The organism is Alteromonas sp. H02 (genome assembly GCF_059682525.1).
The window spans coordinates 3,744,619-3,767,028 of record NZ_CM185021.1 but is presented as its reverse complement, the minus strand read 5'-3'; the positions used below and the strand labels follow the sequence as shown (position 1 = coordinate 3,767,028).

Here is a 22,410-nt window from a genome sequence, read left to right as displayed (position 1 = left end):
ATGCTAACTGCCCGCTCCGGAATTATAGCCAGCGCATTGTCTGTCCTGACACAGGTGACGCGGCGCATGGTTGGTGTTGTAAGCCTGATTATTCTGGCTCGGATCCTGACTCCCGAAGACTATGGTCTTGTTGCTATTGCACTGTTGTTCCTTAATTTTATAGATGTTATTTCAAGTACTGGCGGAGACAGTTACCTGTTAAGCCGGGAAGAATTGAGTGACGATTTGGTTTATACCAATTGGACACTTAACTTCATATTGAAAGGTAGTCTGGCTGTATTACTTGCACTCTCCAGTTATCCCATTGCCCAATATTATGACGATCCTCGCTTGATGCCGGTTATTCTGGTGCTTAGTTTACAGTCATTTATCGCCCAGTTGGGCAGCCCGGGACTGATTTATAAAATTAAAAAGCAAGAGCTGGGGGCTATCACTAAATGGCAAATCATATCCCGGTTTGTAACAACTGGGATTACAATTGGCATTGCGGTTATCTATGAAACCTATTGGGCGCTGGTACTGGGCCAGTTCATGGTAACGGTCAGTCAACTTTTATCAGGCTATGTCATCGCGCCAAAGATGCCAAGATTCTCGTTAAAAAATATTCGTCCACAGTGGGAGTTTTCAAAATGGGTGTTGCCTCAGTCGATACTTAATTTTTTCAGAAGTCAACTGGACGCAATGTTTGTTACAGTCACCTTTGACAAGGCCATCGTTGGTGGATATAACTCAATGCGTTACTACGCTAACATTCCTACCACGATGTTTATCAATCCGGCCAGTGGTCCGTTGCTGACTCAGTTCTCTCAATTCAAGAACAATCCCAATTATTTTGAAAAGCAGTTACAGGTTGTACTGTTTTTCATGTCGATGATCACCGCGCCCATCATTTATCTAATGAACGCCCATGCCGCTTATGTCGTGGAATTAATTCTGGGGCAAAAGTGGGTTGAGTATTCGGACTTGCTGGCAATATTTGCTTTCTTTACCATTGTGATGACGCTTAACAATATCCTCAGCCAAATCGTGATGTTAAAGGATCGTACGAGGTTATTGTTTGGTTATTCCATATATTCCACAATCGCCCAGGCGATAATGTTTGCAACAGTTGATTTCACCAGCGTTAACCAGTTGGCGGAATATAAGGTGGCGCTTGATGTCTTTTCTGTGGTGTTATTCTTCACCATCGTAATATGGGCTTTTGTTGGCAAGCATGCGTACTTTGCGCTGGTAGCTCCGTTAGTGCCGTCTGTTCTGACAATATCACTTAGCGGACATCTGGCATTTTTGGTAATACCTACCGTTGATTCATTCTGGACGCTGGCCGGGCATTCATTAATCACGGCCGCTTTATTCGGTATGATGCAGCTTATGTTGATTTTAGTGCTACAAAGCAGGGTCTATTGTTTTGCCTACACAGTTAAATTAATGATGCCTGCCTGGCAAAAATGCCGGCGTATGGTGGGTAGTGCGTAAAAGAGCGAGTTTGGTAATATCAGTATTCAGGCTTAAAAAACTGGTCCAGAGAATAGAATGACAACGACAAATAAACTAACGAGATGGCTTGCAGCGGTTTTGGGGTTGTTTGGCCTGGCCTTGCTAGCTCTGAATCTCTATGGTTTTACCCAGGATTTAAGGCCTGACGGGCTGACACCGGAAGTCCTTAGGTTTGGTGAACAGGATCTCACCCTAACACCGCCGGAGTTAAAGCAGGCAATCTTTCGTTTGCCCGGTGAAACGGATAAACAATATGCGAAGCGTCTGACCCTAGACTTAGCCGGGGGGATTGCCCATGTGGAGTGGGAAGACTTCGATCCCGATTTGTTTCATCAGCGCGTACCGCTGTGGGAAAACTATATCCTCCATCTGATGGGTGTTGTGACCAGCATTCCTGAGTATCAGCGTTACCATTATGCAAACCCTTATCGCAGTATTGAACGTGGTATTGGAATTTGCGGTGACGCTTCCATGACCCTGTCAGGCTTGCTTGATGAGCAGGGCATTGCCAACAAGATTATTACTGTGCCTGGCCATGTAATGGTAGAAGCCTATTTTGATGGTGAGCCACTGCTACTGGATGCTGACTTTGGCGTTGTGCTGGAACAGGGCATCATGTTTTATGAGCAAAACCCACAGGCGCTGATTAGCGCTTACCAGCAGCAATTAGGACGGGTTAATGATGGTGAGCTTATGATTGCCGGTAACCTGATTAAAGACGGGTTCAAATACTGGAACGGCACGTCGCACTTTATTACCAAAAAATATTACTTTGAGAAGGTTGCTTATGTGGTCAAGTGGGCTTTCCCTGTTACTCTGCTGCTCATCGCAATGGTAATGTGGCGTAAAACCGGACGACGGTGAGCCGGTTTTAACCAAGGTTTACTGCCAGTGGATCATCACCGGGTTGGTAAAGAACTGATAGTGATGCTGCTCAGGTTGAATGCTGCGTCCAAACCAACGCACCGCCGTAATGTTAGCATTGGCAGGCAGGCGTATCTCAAAGCTATGTTCCCGGCGCTGTGAATCAGGGAAAAATACTTCTGTTTGCACGCCATTCTCAGTCACTATCACTGCCGTAACCTCGTCCAGTGACGTTTTAAAGCCCTGCCAGTCTTTCTCATTCAGCGTCACGCTAAGTTTGGCGGTGAGTGGTAAACGAGGACTGTCGATCACGTTTCCAGCCTGAGCGAGTGTCTGCCCGTTGTCATTTTGTACCTGCGCACTCAATGAGGCGACAAATTTACCATGCTGGGCCCAGTAAATACCGCTGGCGAATCCGTTAAGTAGATCGTTGGTGCGGCGACTGCTGGCGTAGACGTGCGTGGTCGAAAACTCGCATGGCCAGTAGTCCATACGGGTATTATGGAAATCGGATGGTGCGCGAGCGGCAAAGGTTTGTAAGCCGGCCTGCAGCAGGGTGTCCCAATCATTGCCTGGAATAGCCACGGCAGGATCCCAGCCATGGCGGGTTTTAAACCGATTATTATAGGACCCGTTATCTTCACCACGCTTTTTCTGATGGCCCGGCGCACCGGAAAAGCCGATAACGTAAGGAGTCTGTGATCGCCATTTCTGCATGTCATGAGCATTTTCGCCGGGTTCTAAATCTTTGCGGCTGGGATGGTTATACATAACAACCGGCGGCGTCTCGCTGCTTTTAAACTGGCTATTCAACCATTGCAGTGCCTGACTTTCATCAATAGTAGTGGATTTAGTTTTGCCATAATGATCATAACGGTCTCTGAACAGGCTGATAAGCCGGTCATGGTTCACCGATTCAGGAAACAGTAAGGTCATATGCTCGCGGCCGGCAAACGGTGGAATATTCCACTCCAGACCGGCAATCAGGGTTAAATCACTGAACTGAGACGAAGCATTGGCGAAATCCTGCCAGTATTCTGCAGAAAATACCCCTTTCAGGTTATGATCGCCGTGGTCGGTAATAGCAACGGCGTCACAGCCAAATTTACTGGCATTTTCTGCCAACTGCGTAATGCTGAAACGACCATCTGAAAACCTGGTATGGGTGTGCGTATCTACCTGAAACCAGTTACCGCTTTGGGTAATCTGACCGGCTTTAACAGGTCTGTCATAGGTGGCAGTCGTAATCGCTTGTTGGCGTTGCGACGTATCATTGGCGTAAACGGGCAAAGCCTGAATGCGGTTATCTATCCGCGCTTCCATTTCCTGATATCTTGGATCTGATTCACTGCCAAATACACTGGCAAAGGTTTCTTCACTCAGTCCCTCTGGCAGGTCGTGGAGTAACGGGATAAACTGACTTTCACTGTCGATACCGGCTAAAACTTCCTGCACACGGCGAGCGTTGGAGTCACTGGAGATGGCGAAATCGGCCAGTTCAACACCAGCTTTATCCGCAGTAAGATCCCGGAAACTGTATCCTGAGCCGCCTTTGGCAGAGTCCATCACTTCTTTGAGTTTGCCTATGTTAATACTCATTTGCTTTTCGCTGGCCAGCCGCAATGCTACTGAGTAAAAAAAGTGCAGCCGAAGGTCCATCCTACCTCGCAGGACATATTTTTTCGGCTGCATTAATGAGTAATCCACAGGCATAGCAACAATTCGCGCAAAGTCCGGAGCGCCAAAAGACATCGCCAGTGCCCACAAGGCCGCGAAGTTCTCGTCGGTGGGATCTTCAGATGCCGAACGGGTTTTTGCCAGCAAGAAGGTTTTTCCGATCATCTCTGCTGTCGTTGCAGTGCGCTCTGAATGTGATTGAATGTAGTCCAGATAAGTTTGAATGGTCTCGGTTTCTACGCCATTGATCTGCCGTAAATCCTGAACCATCTTAAAGGTGTCAGTGAGTCGTTGCTCAACCGCTGCTTTAAGGTTACCGGGCTTTTTGAAACGTACCACGACCTGGTTATTTTCCAGCTGCGTATTGGATAAAATATTATTCAGGGTGGTCAGTGCTTCTTCACCGAAAAGCAGTCGGGCGAGGCCCTTCGCGAAGTATTCAATAAGTTTACCGGGAACCGGGAGGCTGCCCAGCTTACACTGCGAAAATGTCATAGTGCCATTGAAATCAGGCATCAGCCAGCAACTGAAGTTAACATACACCACACCAGGGATAGTGGTCAGGGAAGAGGCGATAAGAATGCCATAGCTGCTGCTGTTTAAACGTAACTGCACCGCCGGCACGGTATAACTGACCGCATTTGATATGGCTTCAAGGTGGTCGGCTGTTACCGAAATACTGACGTCTTCCCGGGATGACATTAACGGCTTTAAAATCTTTGCGGCACCTGAGCGCGCCTGTGCAGCCTGGCTTGGCGTCAGGTTACTAGTGGGGATAACCAATGGCGAAAACGAAAAAATTAACGCTAGCAGGATAAGAATTACACTGTATTTGATGATCCGCCCTTTGCGCCAGAAGCGCTTCTTACTTGGCTTGTTTGCCGATGTGGGAGATTGGTTTGGCATAATAATGACCGTTTTACTGTTCGTCGTTTACGAGGCTAGCCGTTGGTAGATGCTGTTAAACGCATCACACATAGACGTTACGCTAAAGCGTGTGGCAAACCGGCTTTTTGCCGCGCTGGCAAATTTATCATACAGCGCTCTATCACTGACAATTTGTTGAATCGCGAGGGCAAAGGCCGTCTGATCGTCATTGCCCACCACCAGGCCGTTTTCATTGTGGGCAATTACTTCTTTATTACCCCCGGCGTCAGTGACGACGCAGGGTTTGCCGATAGACATTGCTTCCAGCAGCGTCATGGAAGTTCCCTCGCTGAAGGAAGACAGAAGAAAAATGTCCATAAGAGAGAGATATTGCGATGGCTGTGGCTGATAGCCGGTAAGTCTGACCGCATCGGCAATACCCAGCTCGGCGATTCGTTGCTCAATAGCTGAGCGCATCTCGCCATCGCCCACTATCACCAATACGGCATTTAATCCGGTATCCAGGCAGTCCTTGAAAGCGCTTAACATCATCAGGTGATTCTTAATGGGGTCAAAACGAGCAATGGTGCCCAACACAATTGTGTCTGGCTGAATCTTTAACTGCTCGCGCAAGGCGTCCAGTGATGACTGCTCAGCCGGCAACAGCGCCTGAATGCCATTGTAGATTACCGATATCTTTTTTTCGTTTAGGTTTTCGTGGGTGACCAACGCTTGCTTGGTGGCGGCGGAAATGGCCGTCATGCTGTCTGTCAGGCTCTGGAGTACAGGGTTGACTAACTTACGCTTCCAGGTGCCAAAATCGGGGTAGAAGCGGCCGTGTTCGGTAAATATAACCTTAGTTTTAAGACCTGCTGCAGCAATTACACCGTAGACCCAAGGGGTGTACTGATGGCAGTGTATAATATCGATTTTGTGTTGGCGAATATGGGCCCGAATGGCTTTAATCAGCGCTTTGTCAAAACCAGGCTGGCGGGGATGCGTGGTAATTTGAATGCCGTTTTGTTTAAGCACTTCCCCCCAGGGGCCTAAAGGATTCTCGATACAGAATATAGACATTTCAATTGAGGTCGCAGCAAAACCTTCTATCAGGTTTTTAATGACCATCTCGGTACCGCCAATACGCATATCATAGGTGATATGCATTACCCTCATACTTGCGCTCACGCAGCCTCTGCCTCACTTTCAATATAGCGCTGATACCACATTTCAAACATCAGCATACTCCATAGCAGGGTACCATGTTGGTAACTGCCATTTTGATGCTGCTGCCAGAACTGACGGATTACTGCCGGTTTAAAGTACCGGCACAGGCCGTTGTTGTCTTTCAGGATGTAGCTTTCGGCGATGGCTTTAATTTCATTTCTGAGCCAGCTGTCCAGCGGTACTGAAAAGCCCATTTTTTTACGGTACAGAATGTCGTCTGGTAACAGCGGTTTAAAAGCTTCTTTGAGGATATGTTTTTTCTCGCCGTCTTTAAATTTGAAGGCGGACGGAACCGTGGCTGCAAATTCTATGACTTCGCGGTCTAAAATTGGAGCGCGAACTTCCAGTGAATTGGCCATGCTCATGCGATCGACCTTGACCAGAATACCGCCGGGCAAAAACGTCGTAAGGTCGGTATAGAGTATTTTGGCCAGGTGATCCGGTCCGTTGGCTCTGGCATAAGCGTCCAGGGTTATTTGGCTGGGGTGGTAATCGCCCAAACGATTGGCAAAATCCGGGGCTACCAGCTGTTGCCAGTGGCGCTGGTCGATTTGTGCATTGGACAGGTAAAAACCCATCGCCGGATCGCAGGATAAGCTGTCACACAGGGATTTAGCCTTGCGCAGTAAAGTTATCGACGAGCCGGCGCTTAGCAGGTTAGCCAGCCCGGGCAATACATTCTTGCGTATCCAGCCCGGCACTTTATTGCGTAGATTATTCTCTACTGCGTCGACACTGTATTTCTCATAGCCGGCAAACACTTCGTCGCCACCATCACCGGCAATAGCAACCGTGACCTCCTGACGGGCCAGCTTAGACACAAAATAGGTTGGCACTAACGACGGGTCTGCGAAGGGTTCGTCAAAAAAGCTGACAATATGCTCAAGGTTGTCGCTGACATTGTCATGAACAATAAATTCGTGATGTTCGGTGTGATACTGGTCAGCCACTGCCTTGGCAAATTCTGTTTCATTGAAGCGCTCTTCATCAAAACCGATAGAGCAGGTTTTCACCGGCGACTCAGATTGATTTGCCATCATGGCAACTACGCCACTGGAATCGACACCACCACTAAGAAAAGCGCCGAGTGGTACATCTGCTATCATCCGCTGTTTAGTACAGTGCGCGGTAAGCTCTCTCAACTGATTTGTGAGAGCTTCTTCGGAATTGTTGCTGGTGCGACTAAAATCAACGTCCCAGTAGCGCTTGATAGTCAGTTCGCCCCCTTTAAACAGCATATAATGACCGGGAGGACATTTTTGAATATCGGTGAAAATCGTTTTTGGGTCCGGGACGTACTGGTAAGCAAAAAAGTCGTATACCGCGTCGTCGCGGATGGACTTGCTGATAAAAGGTAAAGGTAGTAACGCTTTTATTTCGGAGGCAAAAGCGAATTTGCCTTGCTGGTGAGTGTAATAAAGTGGCTTTTTACCAATTCTGTCGCGGGCAAGAAAGACGGTTTGCTCAACGGTATCCCAGATAGCCAGCGCAAACATGCCATTGAGCTTATCAAGACAATCCGGGCCCTCCAGTGCATAGAGGGTCAGGATAACTTCGGTATCGGTATGGGTCGTAAACTGATGGCCTTGTGCTTCCAACGATGCGCGAATATCGAGGAAATTGTAAATTTCACCATTAAACACAATTACGTAACGGCGGTCCGGGCTGAACATCGGTTGGTTGCCCGCTGCGGATAAATCCAGAATACTCAGGCGGCGATGGCACAAACCCACTCCGGCATCCAGATAAGTACCGCCCGCATCCGGCCCCCGGTGATAAATGGCCTGACCCATGCCTGACAAAAGGGACTCATCACCCGATTCAAACTGATAGCGGCTGAAGCCGGCAATCCCGCACATAAAAATCCTGCCTTATAAACTGATATAGCGTCGTATAGCCGACCCCATAGAAACTGTTAATCCCAACGGAAGTCGGGGCCAGATTGTTTCCGCTAACTGCCTTACTGTACCCGGAGGACCCGTTTCAACTGCTGCCGCTAGCTCAGGTGTTGCACCGTCATGCCAGTGCAACGCATAGGGCACAGCGCCCCATTGAGTTTTAAATTTATAAGTACCTTCACCAAAAGAGGAGCGGCCAAAATCAAACATCCGCTGGCCGTTATCGGTGACGTTAGCCAGTAGTGACCAATAAAGTAACATATTTGGCGCCAGCCGGTTATGCTGACTCAAAGTCGACGCCCAGGGAATGGCAGCCATTTGCCCGTTGATTAACACAATGCCTGCGCCGATGGCTAAATCTCCGGTGTAAACAACACAAACCCGGGCGCCATCATCGTAATTGGCTAAAATACGTTCAAACCACCTGCGGGAGTGAACCGGTGAGGCTAGCTGGCGCATATTCTGTTTATACACGTCGTAAAAGTCGCCTAGTAACGCTTTATGTTGAGTAAAGTTATCTGCCATTTTCATGGTCAGGCCGTTCTTTTCGGCTTTACGGATCTGACTGCGTAACTTGGACTTAAACTGGCTCAATAATGCTTCACTGCTGTCTGGCAATGGTAAGCGTAAAATCACTTTCTGGCCGGGACTCAGGGTGTTGGTATCCGCTGGTTCCTGACGTAAATCGCGGTAATCACTTTGCTCATTAAGATGCGATAGCAGAGCTGTTTTTATATCCTGGCTGTCTGCCAGCGCAAAGCCGGTATCACAAAAAGGCAGGGCGACCAGATGCCCGGCCTTAAGCGGGCGTTTAAAATCGATGGCCGGCAGTACACCGATTAAGTTGCCGTTAGTATCTTCGGCCAGCAGGTAGTGCATTGACTGTTGATATGCCTGTTCACAGGCTATGCCCCAGCCAAATTTATGGTATGGCGTTGCTTCAGCATGCTGTGCAACATAGTTATCCCAGGCTGCTGCATCGGTGGGTGTTGCCCGTCTGATGTTCATAAAAGAACGGCTTCCTCCGGATTTCTCACATTCAGTATTTCACAGGCTTCTGTGATGGTACAAAACTGCACAGGGCCCGACTTTTTGAGGTGTTCTACAGTGGTTTTAATCCGCTGACAAATCACGTCAAGCGAGTTTTTTTCATCAAATAATCCGGTAACACCGTCTATCAGACTGGAACTATGCAAATACATATGAATGACGTTATGTCCCCGACCTAATGCAGAGTCCATCAGCAAACAAAGGTTCTCGCTGTCATTTAACTCAGGACTCAGATAAAGTTTTCTCAATATGCGCGTATGCCACATTAAACCAATGGTGTGGAGCATTTTAAGCGGCGCAGATTCGCCCAGACGGTGAATTTTATCCACGGTTTCGTAATTCTGACGATTAAAGCCAGCGGTGACTGGTAGCTCCATTATCTGACGTTGGTTACCAGGCTTAAGCGGAGCGCTAAAATCAGGCCAGTAAGGGGTCAGGGGTGACCCTTCGCAGGTGAAAAACTCATTTCGATAATAGGGATAAACACTGCTGTCGACGCGAAATCCCCGGTCGGCCAGAAGCTTCAAGACTTTGCTGTCAATCCCCCAACGGCCGGTTCGAAACGAACGCGGATGGATGTTGAAGCGCTTAACCAGCAACTCTATAAGGGCATCCAGTTTGGCTTCAATTTGCTCAAGCGGCAAATTTACAACGTGAGATTCAGCCTCACCGGTTTTACCAAAGTAGGGCGGATTACACCACGGGTGCAGGTGGGCGCCTATTTCACACTGGTTGTGCTGCCTGGCTTGTTGTATCGCGTCTACAGCCTGCTGATTATCAGCCACAGCATAGTCCACAAAGTAGGTTGGCCTGACGCCGAGGTTTTCGCAAAACTGCTGAAATTCAGGAATACGCTGAATATTCTCGACCTGACAGTTGTGTTGCGGAAAGGGACCATCCCAATGCCATTCTTCTTCGGTATCGATAGTCAATACAAACAGTGTAGTATTGGGTGAAAGCTGGTTTACCATGCCATTTCCTTAGCTCAGTAAGTCCTCAAAAAGAACCATATACTCATTGGCCATGCGTTGCGCCGAGAAGTGTTCTTCTACATAGGCTTTTGCCTGTAAGCCGTATTCGTTTGCTCTGATAGTATCAGATAACATCTCCCGCCAGTAGCCTTTAAGGGTTTCACGCTCGCCAAGCGGCGCGAGTAAACCGGTTTGCTGGTGGGTGATGAGCTGGTCAATCCCAGGAATCTGATAGGCCGCTACGGGGGTACCCATGGCACAGGCTTCCATGAGGCAGCGGGGCACCCCTTCAAGAGTGGAAGTCATGACAAACAAATCGAAGGTTTTCAGCAGCGCCAGCCGGTCGTCGCGAAAACCGAGAAAATGAATATCGCTTTTGCTTGGCAAAGTAGCAGCGATTTGCTCCAGTCGGGCACGATCGTCACCATCACCCAGGAACAGCAGTTCAATGTTCATTCCTTCCTGATGCAGGTCATCAAAAATGGTCAGAATGTCATCGATATTTTTGCGGCTAATCATTTGACCAATAAAGCCTACGCGGAGTTTTTCGGTGCTGGCCGGGACATTCTCGTCGGTACGCACGGACTCAACTTCAGACAAATCTACGCCATTTTGAATATAGTGCGTTTTTTCTGCTTTAACTCCAAGCCGTTGCATGTCGGCAAGTAACTGGCGGGATAAAGGCACTATTGCATCACCGTATTTCATTGCCTGGCAGCCGAGCCAGATAAACATACGGAGTTTAATGTCCTTGGCATTCTCAAAGCCATGTGGTGTTACAACGCAGGGAATTCCTGCCTTGCGGGCAGCCCAGACACCAATAATATCCGACTTATAACCATGAGTGTGGAGAATATCGATATCTTCACGCCTGATGAGTTCGACCAACTTATCCACCACTGAGAAATCGAATTTATGGTTCATCGGTAGTTCGAAAGTTTCTCCGCAACGTTCTTTAAACTGTCGCACCAGTTCAAGGTCCTGGGAGTTATCTTCCAGTGTGGTAGCCAGTAGCGAGACGGTTTTATCCTTGGGTAAATGGCTGGCCAAAGCCAGCACCCAGCGTTCAGCACCATAAAAACCCGTTGAACAGATAAATTGCAGAATTTTTATTTTTTTATTTGCCATGTGAAGACGTTCCGATGGTTTTTATAATACCGCCAACGGTGCCAATGGCCCGGGCCGGGAAATAAACACTGTAAAATTTTAAGACCTGCCAGAAGGAAGTCGTGCCGGCGACCAGTTTGAACAAGCGCAGGCTGTAAAGGATGACCGGCAATACAGCCAGACCGAGAGCCATCAGGCTTAATCCGCTATAGCCGGCGATAGCCAGTAACAGGGCGCAGAAAAGCAGCCCTGGTATTGCAACCGGTACGATAAAGCTTGGCCATTCCCTGAGCGGGATGCGGCGATCCCGGGTGGAGGCAAGGTTTGACTGACCACGCCAGATTTCCTTACTGAACATGGTTGAGAGCTGTTTATCCTCGCCAATATGCACATACTGCGCCTGACTCGTATAATACAGCTCACCCAATTGGTTAACCTTATCGGTAAAATAGTAGTCTTCGCAGGTCACTAAGTCGTCCGGAAACTGGCCGGCCTGATAAAAGGTTTCTTTGCTTAGCAGTAAATTTCGACCGGGTAAAAAGCTCACCGTACAATCGAGGTCTGCATTGCTCAGCGCAACCCGGATGTGCTCCAGAGGCGTGGGCGTTGCAGATGGCAATTGCATGGCACTTACCAGTTTAGTGTCCGGGCGGCTTTGCAATAGCTGTAAACACGTGCTCAACCAGTTAGCGGACAGGGCAATGTCGGCATCGAGAAAAGCAAAGTAGTTGCCTTTAGCCTGTCTGGCACCGATATTTCGTGAGGTCGAAATAGTGTTGTCCGGCGTACTTTCAATAACTTGTAGTGTTATGTTGCCTGCAGCCTGTTTAACATCTTCAGAGACGGCAGGATTCTGCGACACCAGCACGATTTCAAGCTGTTCGTGGGGGTATTCCAATGCGGCGATTGAATCAATAGTTTCAATCAACATGTTTTCACGCCCCTTGTGGGGGATTATAAACGACACGCTATCCATGTTTAATGCCACCGATTTCTGCGTAATTTAGGAATACGCTTTTGCAATTGTTGCCACTCATATTGTGGTGAGAACTGTTTTATAACCCGCAGCAGCTCTGCTTGCCAGCCTGTTACATGTAGCTCTTCAGTTACCAGCGTGCTGGCCGAAGCCTGTGTAACCTGGTTGCTAGAGGATGATGCTAACACGGTATCCACGCCATAATTTTGCATTACGAGGGCCAGAATTCGGGTATATTCGCGCTCTTTACTGTCAGACAGCGCTGTGACGATATACTCCTTCAGCGCTTTACCCTTTTGCATAAAGCGGTCGGCCTGGTCGTGGTCTGCATAGGTAGCTGCAACGGCTAAAACGTGCACTTTGCGAAGGTCCTGGGCGCTCCATGTCTGGTTGGGATATTCCAGAATGTCAGGCTTTTCCAGGTACGGATATTCGTTATCGGCCATCCAGTTAGCGTAGTGCAGCAGACACGCTTTGGCGTATTTAAAATCACTGTTTTCTGCGACGCATTGTTGCACCCTGAGGTAGCGGCACAAGGCTTGAAAGAATACCGTGTAAAACCAACACTCCTCAACGTTGGAAAGGTTTCTCTCGCCATCGATATTATCGTCAGGAGAGACAGTATGGCGGATAATATGGGCCACTTTGTCCAGTAAGTGAGTATTGCCAGTGAGTTCGTAGCTATCAAGCAGGGCAACCATGTAATTGGCAGTGCCCCTGTCCAGCGGATAACGACCTGTAGTGAACTGCTTTAAATCCTTTCGGTGTCGATTTTTGAATTGCAACAGTAAGCCAAAAAGGGTGCCATCACTTTCGTAAACCTGAGTTATCCAGTTGGCTAACCCGAGCACCGCTTTTTTAGCCTGCAGGCAACCCGTTAGGAAATAATACAACTGCAGGCCGCTGGTGTAGCAGTGCTGGCCGCCTGGTCCACCGCCGCCGGCATGGTCCTGATAAGCATCACTCTTATGATGCTTTGAATAAGTACGGTGTGAAGCCGTTTCAGCCGGCAGGTAATGGTCGGTATGCCAGAATAAACCATTGTTGTATTCCGGCTTGTCATGGTCACAGTGATAAATGTCAATATCGATAATGTGTCTGGCCAGGTCGTCTGCGAGCTCTTTCCACTTTTCTTCACCGCTTAATAGCCATTGCTTTAAAAAGCCGTACAACGGGTCGTACTGATTGTTGTAATGGGAAGGAAACAGTTCATCACCCTGATGTTCTGCGGTTTCGTGATCTGCATAGAGATCGCCAAAGTTTCGCCAGCCATATTCATCGATACGCTCCCGCTTGGCGAAAAAATTCTGTTCGCCATTCTGTCCCAGGTTTATCAGAGACTGTAGCGGATCCGAAGTCAGAGATTCAGAGAACCAGGGGATGACATCGCAGTGTGATATCCACTCAGGGTTGAGGCGGGCATTCGCTTTAACATAGCTATCTGACTTGTCACTAAAAGCCAGTTCGCAACAATGGGATTTCTGCTCGCCGGGTTGTAATTCAACCGGGAGGTTGGCTTCGGCTTTAAACCAGTGCCAGCATAATTGAGCTGAGTTGGCAGTGAAGGCTGTAGGAAAATTCTGCCAGAACTTTTGCGGCTCGATGCGTAAGCAGGTTTCATCCTGTTTCAGGCTGCCGGTAGGTGCAAGTCTAACCGGTTGTTCGGACTTTTCGCCATTAACGTCGATAACACTTAATGGGTTTGATATGCTGAGCTTACGTTCATGATTAACATGTACCGGGCTGTCCCAGTGTTTACCATTGCTGGAACGCTGCCATAGGATGCTATGGGTATGAATGGGCTCCTCACCGGTAACTGATACACTCTCTTCACTGAGGTGTGATGTAACTGATTCAGCTTTAATGAGAAAGGCAAGCTCTTCTATTAGCAGGCTTTGTTGTTCACCGAGGTCCCAGGTGCCTCCGGCATGTTCGGCCGGATTTGGATTCAGCAGCGTGCTATGTAATTCACAGTAGCCGAAGTGGGTAAAGTATTTTAGCGCTACATTAAATTCAAGAGGCAGGGTAACTGGCGACTGGCCGATAAGCTGATAATGTAGCGTTAGCTCTATAAAAGCCGCTTCGCCGCTGCGATTGTTATCGTATGCCGGGGTGATATGCCAGTTTGTTAAATTGGTTTGTAAGGTATCATAGGGCGCCCTGAACTGAGATTCCACGCCAAACTGAAATAGCTTTCCGGCAACGGTGAGGGTGCCGGAGAACAGCTGATCTGTGTTAATTAACCAAGTGGTGTTTGCGCATTGAACTTCGACTTTGTTCTGTGTTGTAGTGATGTCAGGTGATTGCTGCTTACAAAGGATGGTGTTCTGCGGGGCCTCACAAACTGTAAAGCCGGTTTTGTCCAGCCCCTGATTGCTGGTTTCGCCATGTACCTGAACCCATTTCAGGGAGTTATCCGGCCAGAATGCCTGAGGCACGACGGCAGCGCTGACTTCTTCTCCATCATCACGACAGCAGATCAATTGCTGAAGAGCAGAAAAGCGGCCTTTGGGAAGTGGTAAACCGACAGAAAATAATGCCCCTGAACTGTTGTCCTTAGCAGGCGTTTGTAGCGAAAAATAGTTAGGTTCCAGCATGTGTCGGTATTTGTAGTTATTGTCGTTAATGGGGAGTCAATCTGAGTGTAACTGTACCGTTAAACTGCGCCGCAGAGCAAACATTAATCTCGGATTACACGTATTGCCCGGCTATTATTAGCGAAACCTGCGAACAATGGTTTTTATTATACTTAACAATCGCGTAAGCCAGGTTTTCTTGAACAGGTGAATGGCAGTTAAGGAATATTCCTCATTGGATAATGAGCGCTTGTACTGACTGTCGCCGCCCATAAAGTCATAAGTTTTAAATTTTTTACCGGCAAAATAGGCGATTGCCAGGGTATGCATTATCAGCCCCGGCTGAAACCGGTTGCTTTCTTCGGCATATTCAATAGCAGATAAGTAAAAATAGACTGTGTCGTGATTCAGCAGGTTATAGGTGTAGCCAAGGCAAAGATCGCCAGCATAAAATGCCAGCACTTCACAATGACAAGCATGCTGTTGTTCATTGGCCATGAGCGTTTTATGGAAGTTAACAAAGTAGGGGTTATCAAAACCACTGCCTTCGCTGGTCTTTCCCCATTTGCGGCGATGAAGTGACATCATATTAGACAATGTCACGGCATCTGGTTGTGAACCAAGTGAACACAGGGAGAGCTCACCGTAATGCTGCTGCATATACTTCATTGCTCTGCGGATTCGGCTACGGCTGTTACTGGAACATTGAGACAGAAAAGCATTGTAATCGGAGAATACGTCTGTGAGTTTAATCCGAAATGCGGGGATATCCATCACCTCAGCGCTAAACGCCGGGTGCTGCAGCCACTCTGCCGGTTTATCGGTTATTTCGAGGATCCACTTCTGCGGCGACTGGGTTTGGCACCAATCCAGTAAGCATCTGATAGCTTCCTGCCGGTACTCAGGGAGTGCCAGTATGTCGTTGTACTCTATCCAGATTTGATCCAGCTTAGCTTCACCGGTTTTATTAAACCAGCCTGAGCCGAAGGGTTCTTTTGGTAAGCGGTAGCCGGAGGTAGATAAAAAGATGCTGCCCACAACCCGATCGTTATCCCTACAGGTTAACCACAAGGGGCGCTTTTTGCACTGTTCGAGCCAGGGCCTGAGCCAGAATAGACTCAGAAATAATGGTACCGATGGGATCGCATTTTCCAGTGAGGTGAGTGTTGAGCTCACCTCATCCAGCGTGTAGTTATCCCTTACGTCAAGAGTCAGCACTGTAAAAAACGCCAGGGCTATTTCTGCGCGTCTAGACGGCTTTTCAGTTCCTGATGTAAGGATAGCTGTAACGGCGTAGCAGGGCGTATCCGTGACAACATTGAGCGCGCCTGGGTTAATTCGTTATTAAGGATCAGGGCTTCAACGTTATGTAACTGTATTTCTTTGTTATTGGGATCTTTGCCTAGAGCTCGTTCAACGAATGCCTGGCCTTCCTGTACCTTACCTTGTTTAAGTAATACGTAACCGTAGGTATCCAATGCATAGGGTGAGTCGGGAGCAATTTCAATAACCCGTTTGGCAATTTCAGCGGCTTTAGTTAAGTCGCCAGACTGAGTATAAACTGAAGCCAGATTGTTGAGAGATGCGAAGTCGTCCGGCTTTTGAGCTAAAACCTGATTGTATAGCTCAATTGATGCCTCATACATCCCGTAGGAAGAGGCATAATCTGCACTAATCAGTTTAAACACCAGTGTGTCGTTTTCTTTCGCAGCTTCTGTTTGCAGGTATTCAAGACCCTTATCGGCCTGTCCCAAACCCGCATGCGCCAGTGCCAGTAAGCGGGCAACTGCAAAACCCGGATTGGTTTCGTAGTAAGCAGACAGTAGTGAAACGGCATCGCTGAAACGCTTTTCGTTTAATGCCAGTAAACCTTTGGTATGAGTCAGATTTACCAGTTCGCTGCTGTCTTCAGAGAGCAACTCAATAGCACGCTTAGATTGGGCAAACCTGCCTGTAGATGCGGCAAGGTGGGCCTCAACTAGAATAAGTCGCTCGTCTCTGGGTAAATATCGGCGTGCATTCTGCGTCGCTTCTAATGCACCGTCGAAGTTATTCGCCAGTTGGTAAGTCGCAATCAAACGATACCAACTGCGACTGTCGGTGGGGAACTTTTGTGACCAGTCGCGATAGGTTTCGATCGCCTTGTCGAAGTTTTTTACAGAAACATATGCGTCGCCTAGCGCCTGGTACACACCAAAACTTTGCGGCTCTGCAATCCCTCTAAGAAGACTAATGGCTTTTTCCGGTTGACCGGAACGAAGGTAAATTAATGCTAATGCTGAGCTGGGGGCGTCTGATTCAGGAAATTGTTTTATACGTTTCGATAGAAAAGCTTCCAGTTGCTCTTCTTGTCCCATCGCGAGTTTAATATTGACCACATCAATCAGGTTTTGCAGATTGTTTGGGGTTAAGTCTAACAGTCGCTCGCCGTAGTCTATTGCTTTATCAAAATTTTCCCAACGAGCCTCGCCGATCATAAGGTAGCGAATCGCTCCTGCGTTATCAGGATCCCGTTTTACCAGATTAGTGAAATGCTCTATCGCTGCTTTTTCATCGCCATGGCGTAAATAGATGATACCCCTCAATAGTTCGCCATTGAGTTCATTGAGTTCGGCCCATTGATCGGCGACCTTTAAAGCGGCACTCAGTCCTTCTTCCTCATATTTAGCCTGCGCTAAAAGGATCCAGGCCTCGCTAAGGTCGGGAGCAATTTCAAGCGCTTGTGAGAGTGAGTCAGAGGCTCCTTCTTTACCTTCATCGAGCAGAATATACCCTTCTCTTAACAGACTGACCGGATTATTGGGATCAAGTGCTTTTGCTCTTTTAAGTAAGTTCTGAGATTCAGCGTTTTCACCTTGTTGTAATTTCTGCAGTGCGGCAAGACTATATATTTCAGCACCCTGGCCCGGTTCAATATTCAGGTCATCTAAGTTACCCGCTACTTCATTTACATAGCCTAACTCCAGTTTTACCTGTGCCAGCATCCGATGAACGGGGTGAGACGGAGGCAGGGTGGTTGCTGCGGTAGACAAGAGTCTTAGCGCACTTTCAAGTCGGCCAGTATAGTAAGCGCTGGTACCCGCAATAAAATTTGCAAGCGCGGGTTTGGCCTTGTGTTGCAAAGCCAGGTTGGCCAGATTATAAGCTTGTTCGTACTCCTCCTGATAGAACCTGACCAGCGACTTCAGGTAATTTGCATGGCCGCTGTTAGGGTTGAGGGCGAGAAGCTTATCAATCTCTTCATCAGCGCGGTTCAGTTGCTTATCTTCAATAAGCTGTTCGGCGAGCATAAATCGCGCTACGTGGTAGGTGGGGAAAACCTCCAGCGCTTTGGTGTTAGCAATGATGGCTTCCACATGATTGCCTATCAAAGACTCAATCATCCCTTTCAACAGGTATTTTTCGAAAGGCTCTATTTCGGGACTAATGAATTGCTCAGTAATATTTTTAGCTACCTGAGGCTTGCCTGATTCGAGTGTTTGATAGGCTTGGGCAATTAATAATTCTTCGCTTTGCAGGCGCTTGGCTGGAATAACCGGGTTTTGCTCACCACTTTTTAATTTTGCCAGATATTCGAATAAGGAGATGGTGCTGGTAATTTCCGGGTCAGAGATTTCCGGTGCACTTTCTAATTCAGTAAGCACGCGGAGAAAGTCATTTTGATAAAATATAGATTTGATTAAAAGGGGGTAGGCCTGAAGCTTGTCATAACCTAATTCAAGGGAACGTCTCAGCTCTTTTTCAGCTTCTTCCCACAACCCTTGTTGATATTCAAGTTTGCCCAGTTGGAAACGAGCATTTGCATTATTGGGCTCTGTTACTACCGCATTTTTTAACTCTACAATAGCTGCATTTCTCTCGCCCTCTAATACCAGGCGTTTTGCCTCTGCAATTTGCTCTTCTGCTGATTTCGGCGTGCAAGCTGTAATAAACAACACACATAATAATGCTGCGGCCAGTTTCATTTGCGTCCATTCCTTATGGCTTAATACCTCATACTACAGGCAAAGATAACAGTTTGATATCACTCTGACTATACCCCTATAGGCTGATTACTGTGAATCGTATTTGCCAGGCGATAAAATATTATTCGGATCCACAGCATTTTTTATGATATTTATGGTTTGCCAGAATGCTGATGTTTTGTCGAGTTGCTGCTGTTCATGAATGGGTAGCCGATAAGGGACAAATCCTTGTTTACATCCCTCAGTAATTAATTCGTGCAGACAATTGAACGCTTTTATTTCATCTTCTTCACTTTGTTTATTAAACACAAGAGGAACTGTTGAATCGATGCAGTCATGCTTTAAGTTTGTAAAGGTGATTAATGGATCCAATCCATATTGGAGCATGGTTGAGCGGACAAATGAAACAAACTGTTTTAAGGCATCAGGGTCCATAGGGAGCAGCGGCGCATACCACAGTAAACCGCAGTTTTCAGCGGCCGGATCAAGCGGGCGGGATTTTTTGCCTTGAGTGGTTTTATTGCGCCAGTAGGGAAGGGGGAGGGCAACCTGATTAGGTTCGCCGAGCATGATATCTATCCCTTCTTTGAGGGAGGTCAGCTGGCCTTTTACGTCTTTAAAAGCAGGCACAAAATTCATCGGCAGACGTACAAACTGATGAGCGAATTTCAGTAACCAAGAATCAGAAAAAAGAATTCGTCCCAGTTTTTTACCTTTTTGCTTTATATATTTTTTAACAAAATTGACGACTGGTTTTTCGCCATAAATTGAACCGACGATCATCCATTCGGGAAGTCGTTTGGATGCTGCGAGTTTGTTTACCTGTTCATCGGATAATGGCTCAATAGGATTCTTATCGAGGTTGGGATTTTCACAGGTCATCGATACCAGGCGTCTCTTGTCCATTAAATTGATTGAACCGACCATGCCACTTTGAGACTCAAGTAAATCTCGAATAAAAGAAACCGCTTCAGCAAAGTCATCGCCCTCAAAAATCTGAATGTAAAATGCACTAAAAGACGAAGGCTTTTTAGCCAGTCTTAGTGTCATTTCTGTAACCACGCCAAGGTTACTTTGCGTAAATAAACCGTCAATATACGGGCCGAGACCCCATTTAAAGGTTTTATCGATAAAATCATTGCCGCTTTGATCCAACGCTGAGACCGCAGAGGAAAGTTTTTGCTCACATAATTCGGGATGAGGAAGATACGCTTTTAATGCATTACAGGCATAAAAATGGTCTGTGTAGGGCGTGATACCGTACCCTCTTTCCAGAGCATTACTAAGCAGACTACATGAAGGTCCCGCGCCGGTCACCGGCACCATATGTGGCCAGTTTTCCTCAACGAGATAATCATGTAACTGTTGCTGGGTAACACCAGGGCCGATAGTAATTAGACCCAATTGTTTATTGGTGGGTGTAATGCTGTTAAGGGGGGAAAGGTCCAGAAGATAGACTGGATCCTTGTTCACCAGAATAGAGCCATACCCCCAGTTATTGTTAGTGCTGACAGGATGAAGTTTAAAGCCGGCTGTGTTTGCCAATTTAAGCAGTTGGGGGATTACCGACTCTTCAAACACCTTTATGGCACCGGCAAATCGCTGAGGTTGACCGAAAGTATTGATGCCGTAAAGTTCTACGGCTTTTTCTGAGTCAATGAGTGTGGCAGTGCCTGACTGGCAAATAATCGTGAGTTGGCTGTGAATATCCATAAAAATCTGGTTAGTGTTTAGTCGATTTATATTACCAGACTATAGCGTGAAAAAAGCAAAAAGCCGACACAAAGCCGGCTTTCTTGCTGAAATGAAGACAGCTGGTTATTTTTTACGTAACCGACGACTTGCTATCATAGCCGTTCCAAACAACAGTAAAAGTGCTGCTCCCGGCGCGTTGACAGGAATCTCCCGGGTGCTAAGACCAATAACTATGTTGTCGAACTCTCCGGCAATGTCACTGGTATTGATAACCAGGGTGTCAAACTGTTCAGCGATTGAAAACGCAATATTGACGTAAGCATTGGAGTCTGGATCTGACTGATTACCCGAATTGCCGCCAAGTTGTGCAAGCAACGAAGAGCCAGTTATGAACGATACTAGAGAACCTCCAGAATAAAACTCGAAGTCATTATATATATCGACAGATCCCCAATAGAATCCAATGTAAGTAATTCCCAACTGGGTTGAAGCTCCGTATAAGCTACTGTAATAGTCTAATAGATTTGTGTAATCAAAAGATATGGTAGCTACACCCTGACCATTATTCGTCGCGTAGCCATAGCAAGTGTTATCGTTTGCCGGTGCCGCAGCAACGCTAGAGACTGAACCTTGCCTAACTGCTATTTCATTACTGTTGCCGGTAATACTTACGCCAATCGGGCTATTATTTAGGCTATTTACGGCACATTTGTTTTCGAATCCAGAGACGGTGTAATCTGTTGAGCCAGGATAAAGAGGATCGCCCGTCGCAATATCAAAGGTTTCAATGAAGTAGTCTGACAGCCCGCCGTTTATGGGGTCCATAAAGGTGCTTGTTATGCCGGAACCATCAGAGGCGCTTACTCCACCAAAGCTGATAGATGCTGCAGAAGATTGATTAGAGGCACTAAAAACCAGTACGACACTGAATAAAAGGGATTTAGTGACCGGGGAAAAACGTTTCATAGAGTCGCTCCTTAATTAATGTCACCAACTATCGGAGCAATGCATTTTTCAGACCAATAAAAAAAACTTAAAAATTCACAAGCTTAAAAAATGACCTTTCGAACAAAAGTTATAAGTGTAAAAAAAGTCGGCACTTAGCCGACTTTTTCTTAGAGGTAACTTTCTCTTTCGTTTATTTTTTTAAACGAGATCTCAGGCCAAGCGCAACCAGGCCGAAAGCGAACAGTGCAAGTCCTGCTGGAGCCGGTACTGGCAATTCACGAGAGCTCAGACCGATTACGATATTGTCAAACTCACCAGCAATACCCGAAGTGTTGATTACTAACGTATCAAACTGTTCTGCAATAGAAAATTCAATCTCTACATAGGTATTTGAAGCTGGATCGTTCTGGTCACCAGAGTCACCATTCAGCTGATTTAGCAGCGACGTACCGGTAATCGTTGTTACTAAAGAACCGCCAGAATAAAATTGAAAATCATTGTAAGTATCAACTGATCCCCAGTAAAACCCTAAGTAGGTGATGCCAAGCTGAGTGTTACCTGGGGCGGCAGCAGAATAAAAATCCAACAAATTGGTGTAGTCAAACTCAACCGTTGCAGTACCTGAGCCATTGTTAGACAGGTATCCGTAACAAGTAGAATCGTTAAGAGGCGCTGCTGCCACTCCTGACACAGAATTTTGACGAACGCCGATTTCGCTTGCATTTCCGTTAACAGAAATACCGATTGGGCTACCGTTAACACTGTTCACTGCGCAGTCGTTTTCAAAACCTGCGACAGTGTATGCAGTTGTGCCTGGGAATCCCGGTACGCCAGTTGCCTGGTCAAATGTTTCAATGAAGTAATCTGGCAGACCGCCGTTGATTGGGTCGATGTACTGACTAGTTAAGCCAGAGCCATCAGATGCCGCTACGCCATTGTTAAAAATAATTGTTGCTGCGTTAGATACACCAGCAAAGCCTAAACCGATTACTGCACTTAAAGACAACGCCTTGGTGAATTTGGAAAATTTTTTCATATTACTGTCCTCTGTACTAAGAAAGTTACCACGACAAAGGTAATGCATGGGCTATGCCA

The 22,410-nt window shown here is 47.1% G+C and carries 15 protein-coding genes; 2 read left to right on the top strand and 13 right to left on the bottom strand.

The features are described 5' to 3' along the window. The gene (locus AC566Q_RS17500) at positions 1-1,476 is read left to right on the top strand and encodes an oligosaccharide flippase family protein (RefSeq protein WP_105933902.1); all 1,476 of its coding nucleotides are present in this window, start codon (positions 1-3) and stop codon (positions 1,474-1,476) included. 57 nt (positions 1,477-1,533) lie between these two features. Further along, positions 1,534-2,361: a hypothetical protein gene (locus AC566Q_RS17495; RefSeq protein ID WP_499608841.1), complete on the top strand. Its 828-nt coding sequence runs from the start codon at positions 1,534-1,536 to the stop codon at positions 2,359-2,361. A gap of 18 nt (positions 2,362-2,379) precedes the next feature. Here AC566Q_RS17495 and AC566Q_RS17490 read toward each other — a convergent pair whose 3' ends face one another. The 13 genes from AC566Q_RS17490 to AC566Q_RS17430 all read right to left on the bottom strand — a co-directional run bounded on the left by AC566Q_RS17490 (position 2,380) and on the right by AC566Q_RS17430 (position 22,351). Beyond that, positions 2,380-4,944 carry a PHP domain-containing protein gene (locus AC566Q_RS17490; RefSeq protein ID WP_499608838.1) on the bottom strand — a complete coding sequence of 855 codons (2,565 nt, stop codon included), beginning with the start codon at positions 4,942-4,944 and terminating at the stop codon, positions 2,380-2,382. A 27-nt stretch (positions 4,945-4,971) separates the two neighbouring features. After that, entirely contained in the window at positions 4,972-6,069 is a 1,098-nt protein-coding gene (locus AC566Q_RS17485) for a glycosyltransferase family 4 protein (RefSeq protein ID WP_338065253.1), read from the bottom strand. Between the two features lie 17 nt (positions 6,070-6,086). Continuing rightward, positions 6,087-7,988: an asparagine synthase (glutamine-hydrolyzing) gene (gene asnB, locus AC566Q_RS17480; RefSeq protein ID WP_499608835.1), complete on the bottom strand. Its 1,902-nt coding sequence runs from the start codon at positions 7,986-7,988 to the stop codon at positions 6,087-6,089. A 12-nt stretch (positions 7,989-8,000) separates the two neighbouring features. Further along, a complete protein-coding gene (locus AC566Q_RS17475; RefSeq protein ID WP_105933898.1) occupies positions 8,001-9,035 on the bottom strand; it encodes a GNAT family N-acetyltransferase in 1,035 nt (344 codons plus the stop codon). Continuing rightward, positions 9,032-10,048, bottom strand: coding sequence for a polysaccharide deacetylase family protein (locus tag AC566Q_RS17470; RefSeq protein WP_499608833.1), 1,017 nt, complete (start codon positions 10,046-10,048; stop codon positions 9,032-9,034). Before AC566Q_RS17470 ends, AC566Q_RS17475 begins: the two co-directional genes overlap by 4 nt. A gap of 9 nt (positions 10,049-10,057) precedes the next feature. Continuing rightward, the gene (locus AC566Q_RS17465) at positions 10,058-11,176 is read right to left on the bottom strand and encodes a glycosyltransferase (RefSeq protein ID WP_499608829.1); all 1,119 of its coding nucleotides are present in this window, start codon (positions 11,174-11,176) and stop codon (positions 10,058-10,060) included. Further along, positions 11,166-12,131 (bottom strand): glycosyltransferase family 2 protein, encoded by a 966-nt coding sequence (locus tag AC566Q_RS17460; protein ID WP_499617543.1) that lies wholly within the window; start codon positions 12,129-12,131, stop codon positions 11,166-11,168. Before AC566Q_RS17460 ends, AC566Q_RS17465 begins: the two co-directional genes overlap by 11 nt. 2 nt (positions 12,132-12,133) lie before the next feature. Next, the gene (locus AC566Q_RS17455) at positions 12,134-14,728 is read right to left on the bottom strand and encodes an RIFT barrel domain-containing protein (protein ID WP_499608826.1); all 2,595 of its coding nucleotides are present in this window, start codon (positions 14,726-14,728) and stop codon (positions 12,134-12,136) included. A 117-nt stretch (positions 14,729-14,845) separates the two neighbouring features. Next, positions 14,846-15,925: a GNAT family N-acetyltransferase gene (locus AC566Q_RS17450; protein WP_499608823.1), complete on the bottom strand. Its 1,080-nt coding sequence runs from the start codon at positions 15,923-15,925 to the stop codon at positions 14,846-14,848. Between the two features lie 17 nt (positions 15,926-15,942). Continuing rightward, positions 15,943-18,672 (bottom strand): XrtA/PEP-CTERM system TPR-repeat protein PrsT, encoded by a 2,730-nt coding sequence (prsT, locus tag AC566Q_RS17445; protein ID WP_499608820.1) that lies wholly within the window; start codon positions 18,670-18,672, stop codon positions 15,943-15,945. 87 nt (positions 18,673-18,759) lie between these two features. Continuing rightward, on the bottom strand, positions 18,760-20,385 hold the full coding sequence (locus AC566Q_RS17440) for an FAD-binding protein (RefSeq protein ID WP_499608814.1): 1,626 nt from the start codon (positions 20,383-20,385) through the stop codon (positions 18,760-18,762). Between the two features lie 105 nt (positions 20,386-20,490). Beyond that, positions 20,491-21,333 (bottom strand): Npun_F0296 family exosortase-dependent surface protein, encoded by an 843-nt coding sequence (locus AC566Q_RS17435; RefSeq protein ID WP_499608809.1) that lies wholly within the window; start codon positions 21,331-21,333, stop codon positions 20,491-20,493. Positions 21,334-21,505: 172 nt separating this feature from the next. After that, complete coding sequence (locus AC566Q_RS17430) at positions 21,506-22,351, bottom strand: Npun_F0296 family exosortase-dependent surface protein (RefSeq protein WP_499608806.1); 846 nt, start codon at positions 22,349-22,351, stop codon at positions 21,506-21,508. Positions 22,352-22,410: the final 59 nt, after the last annotated feature.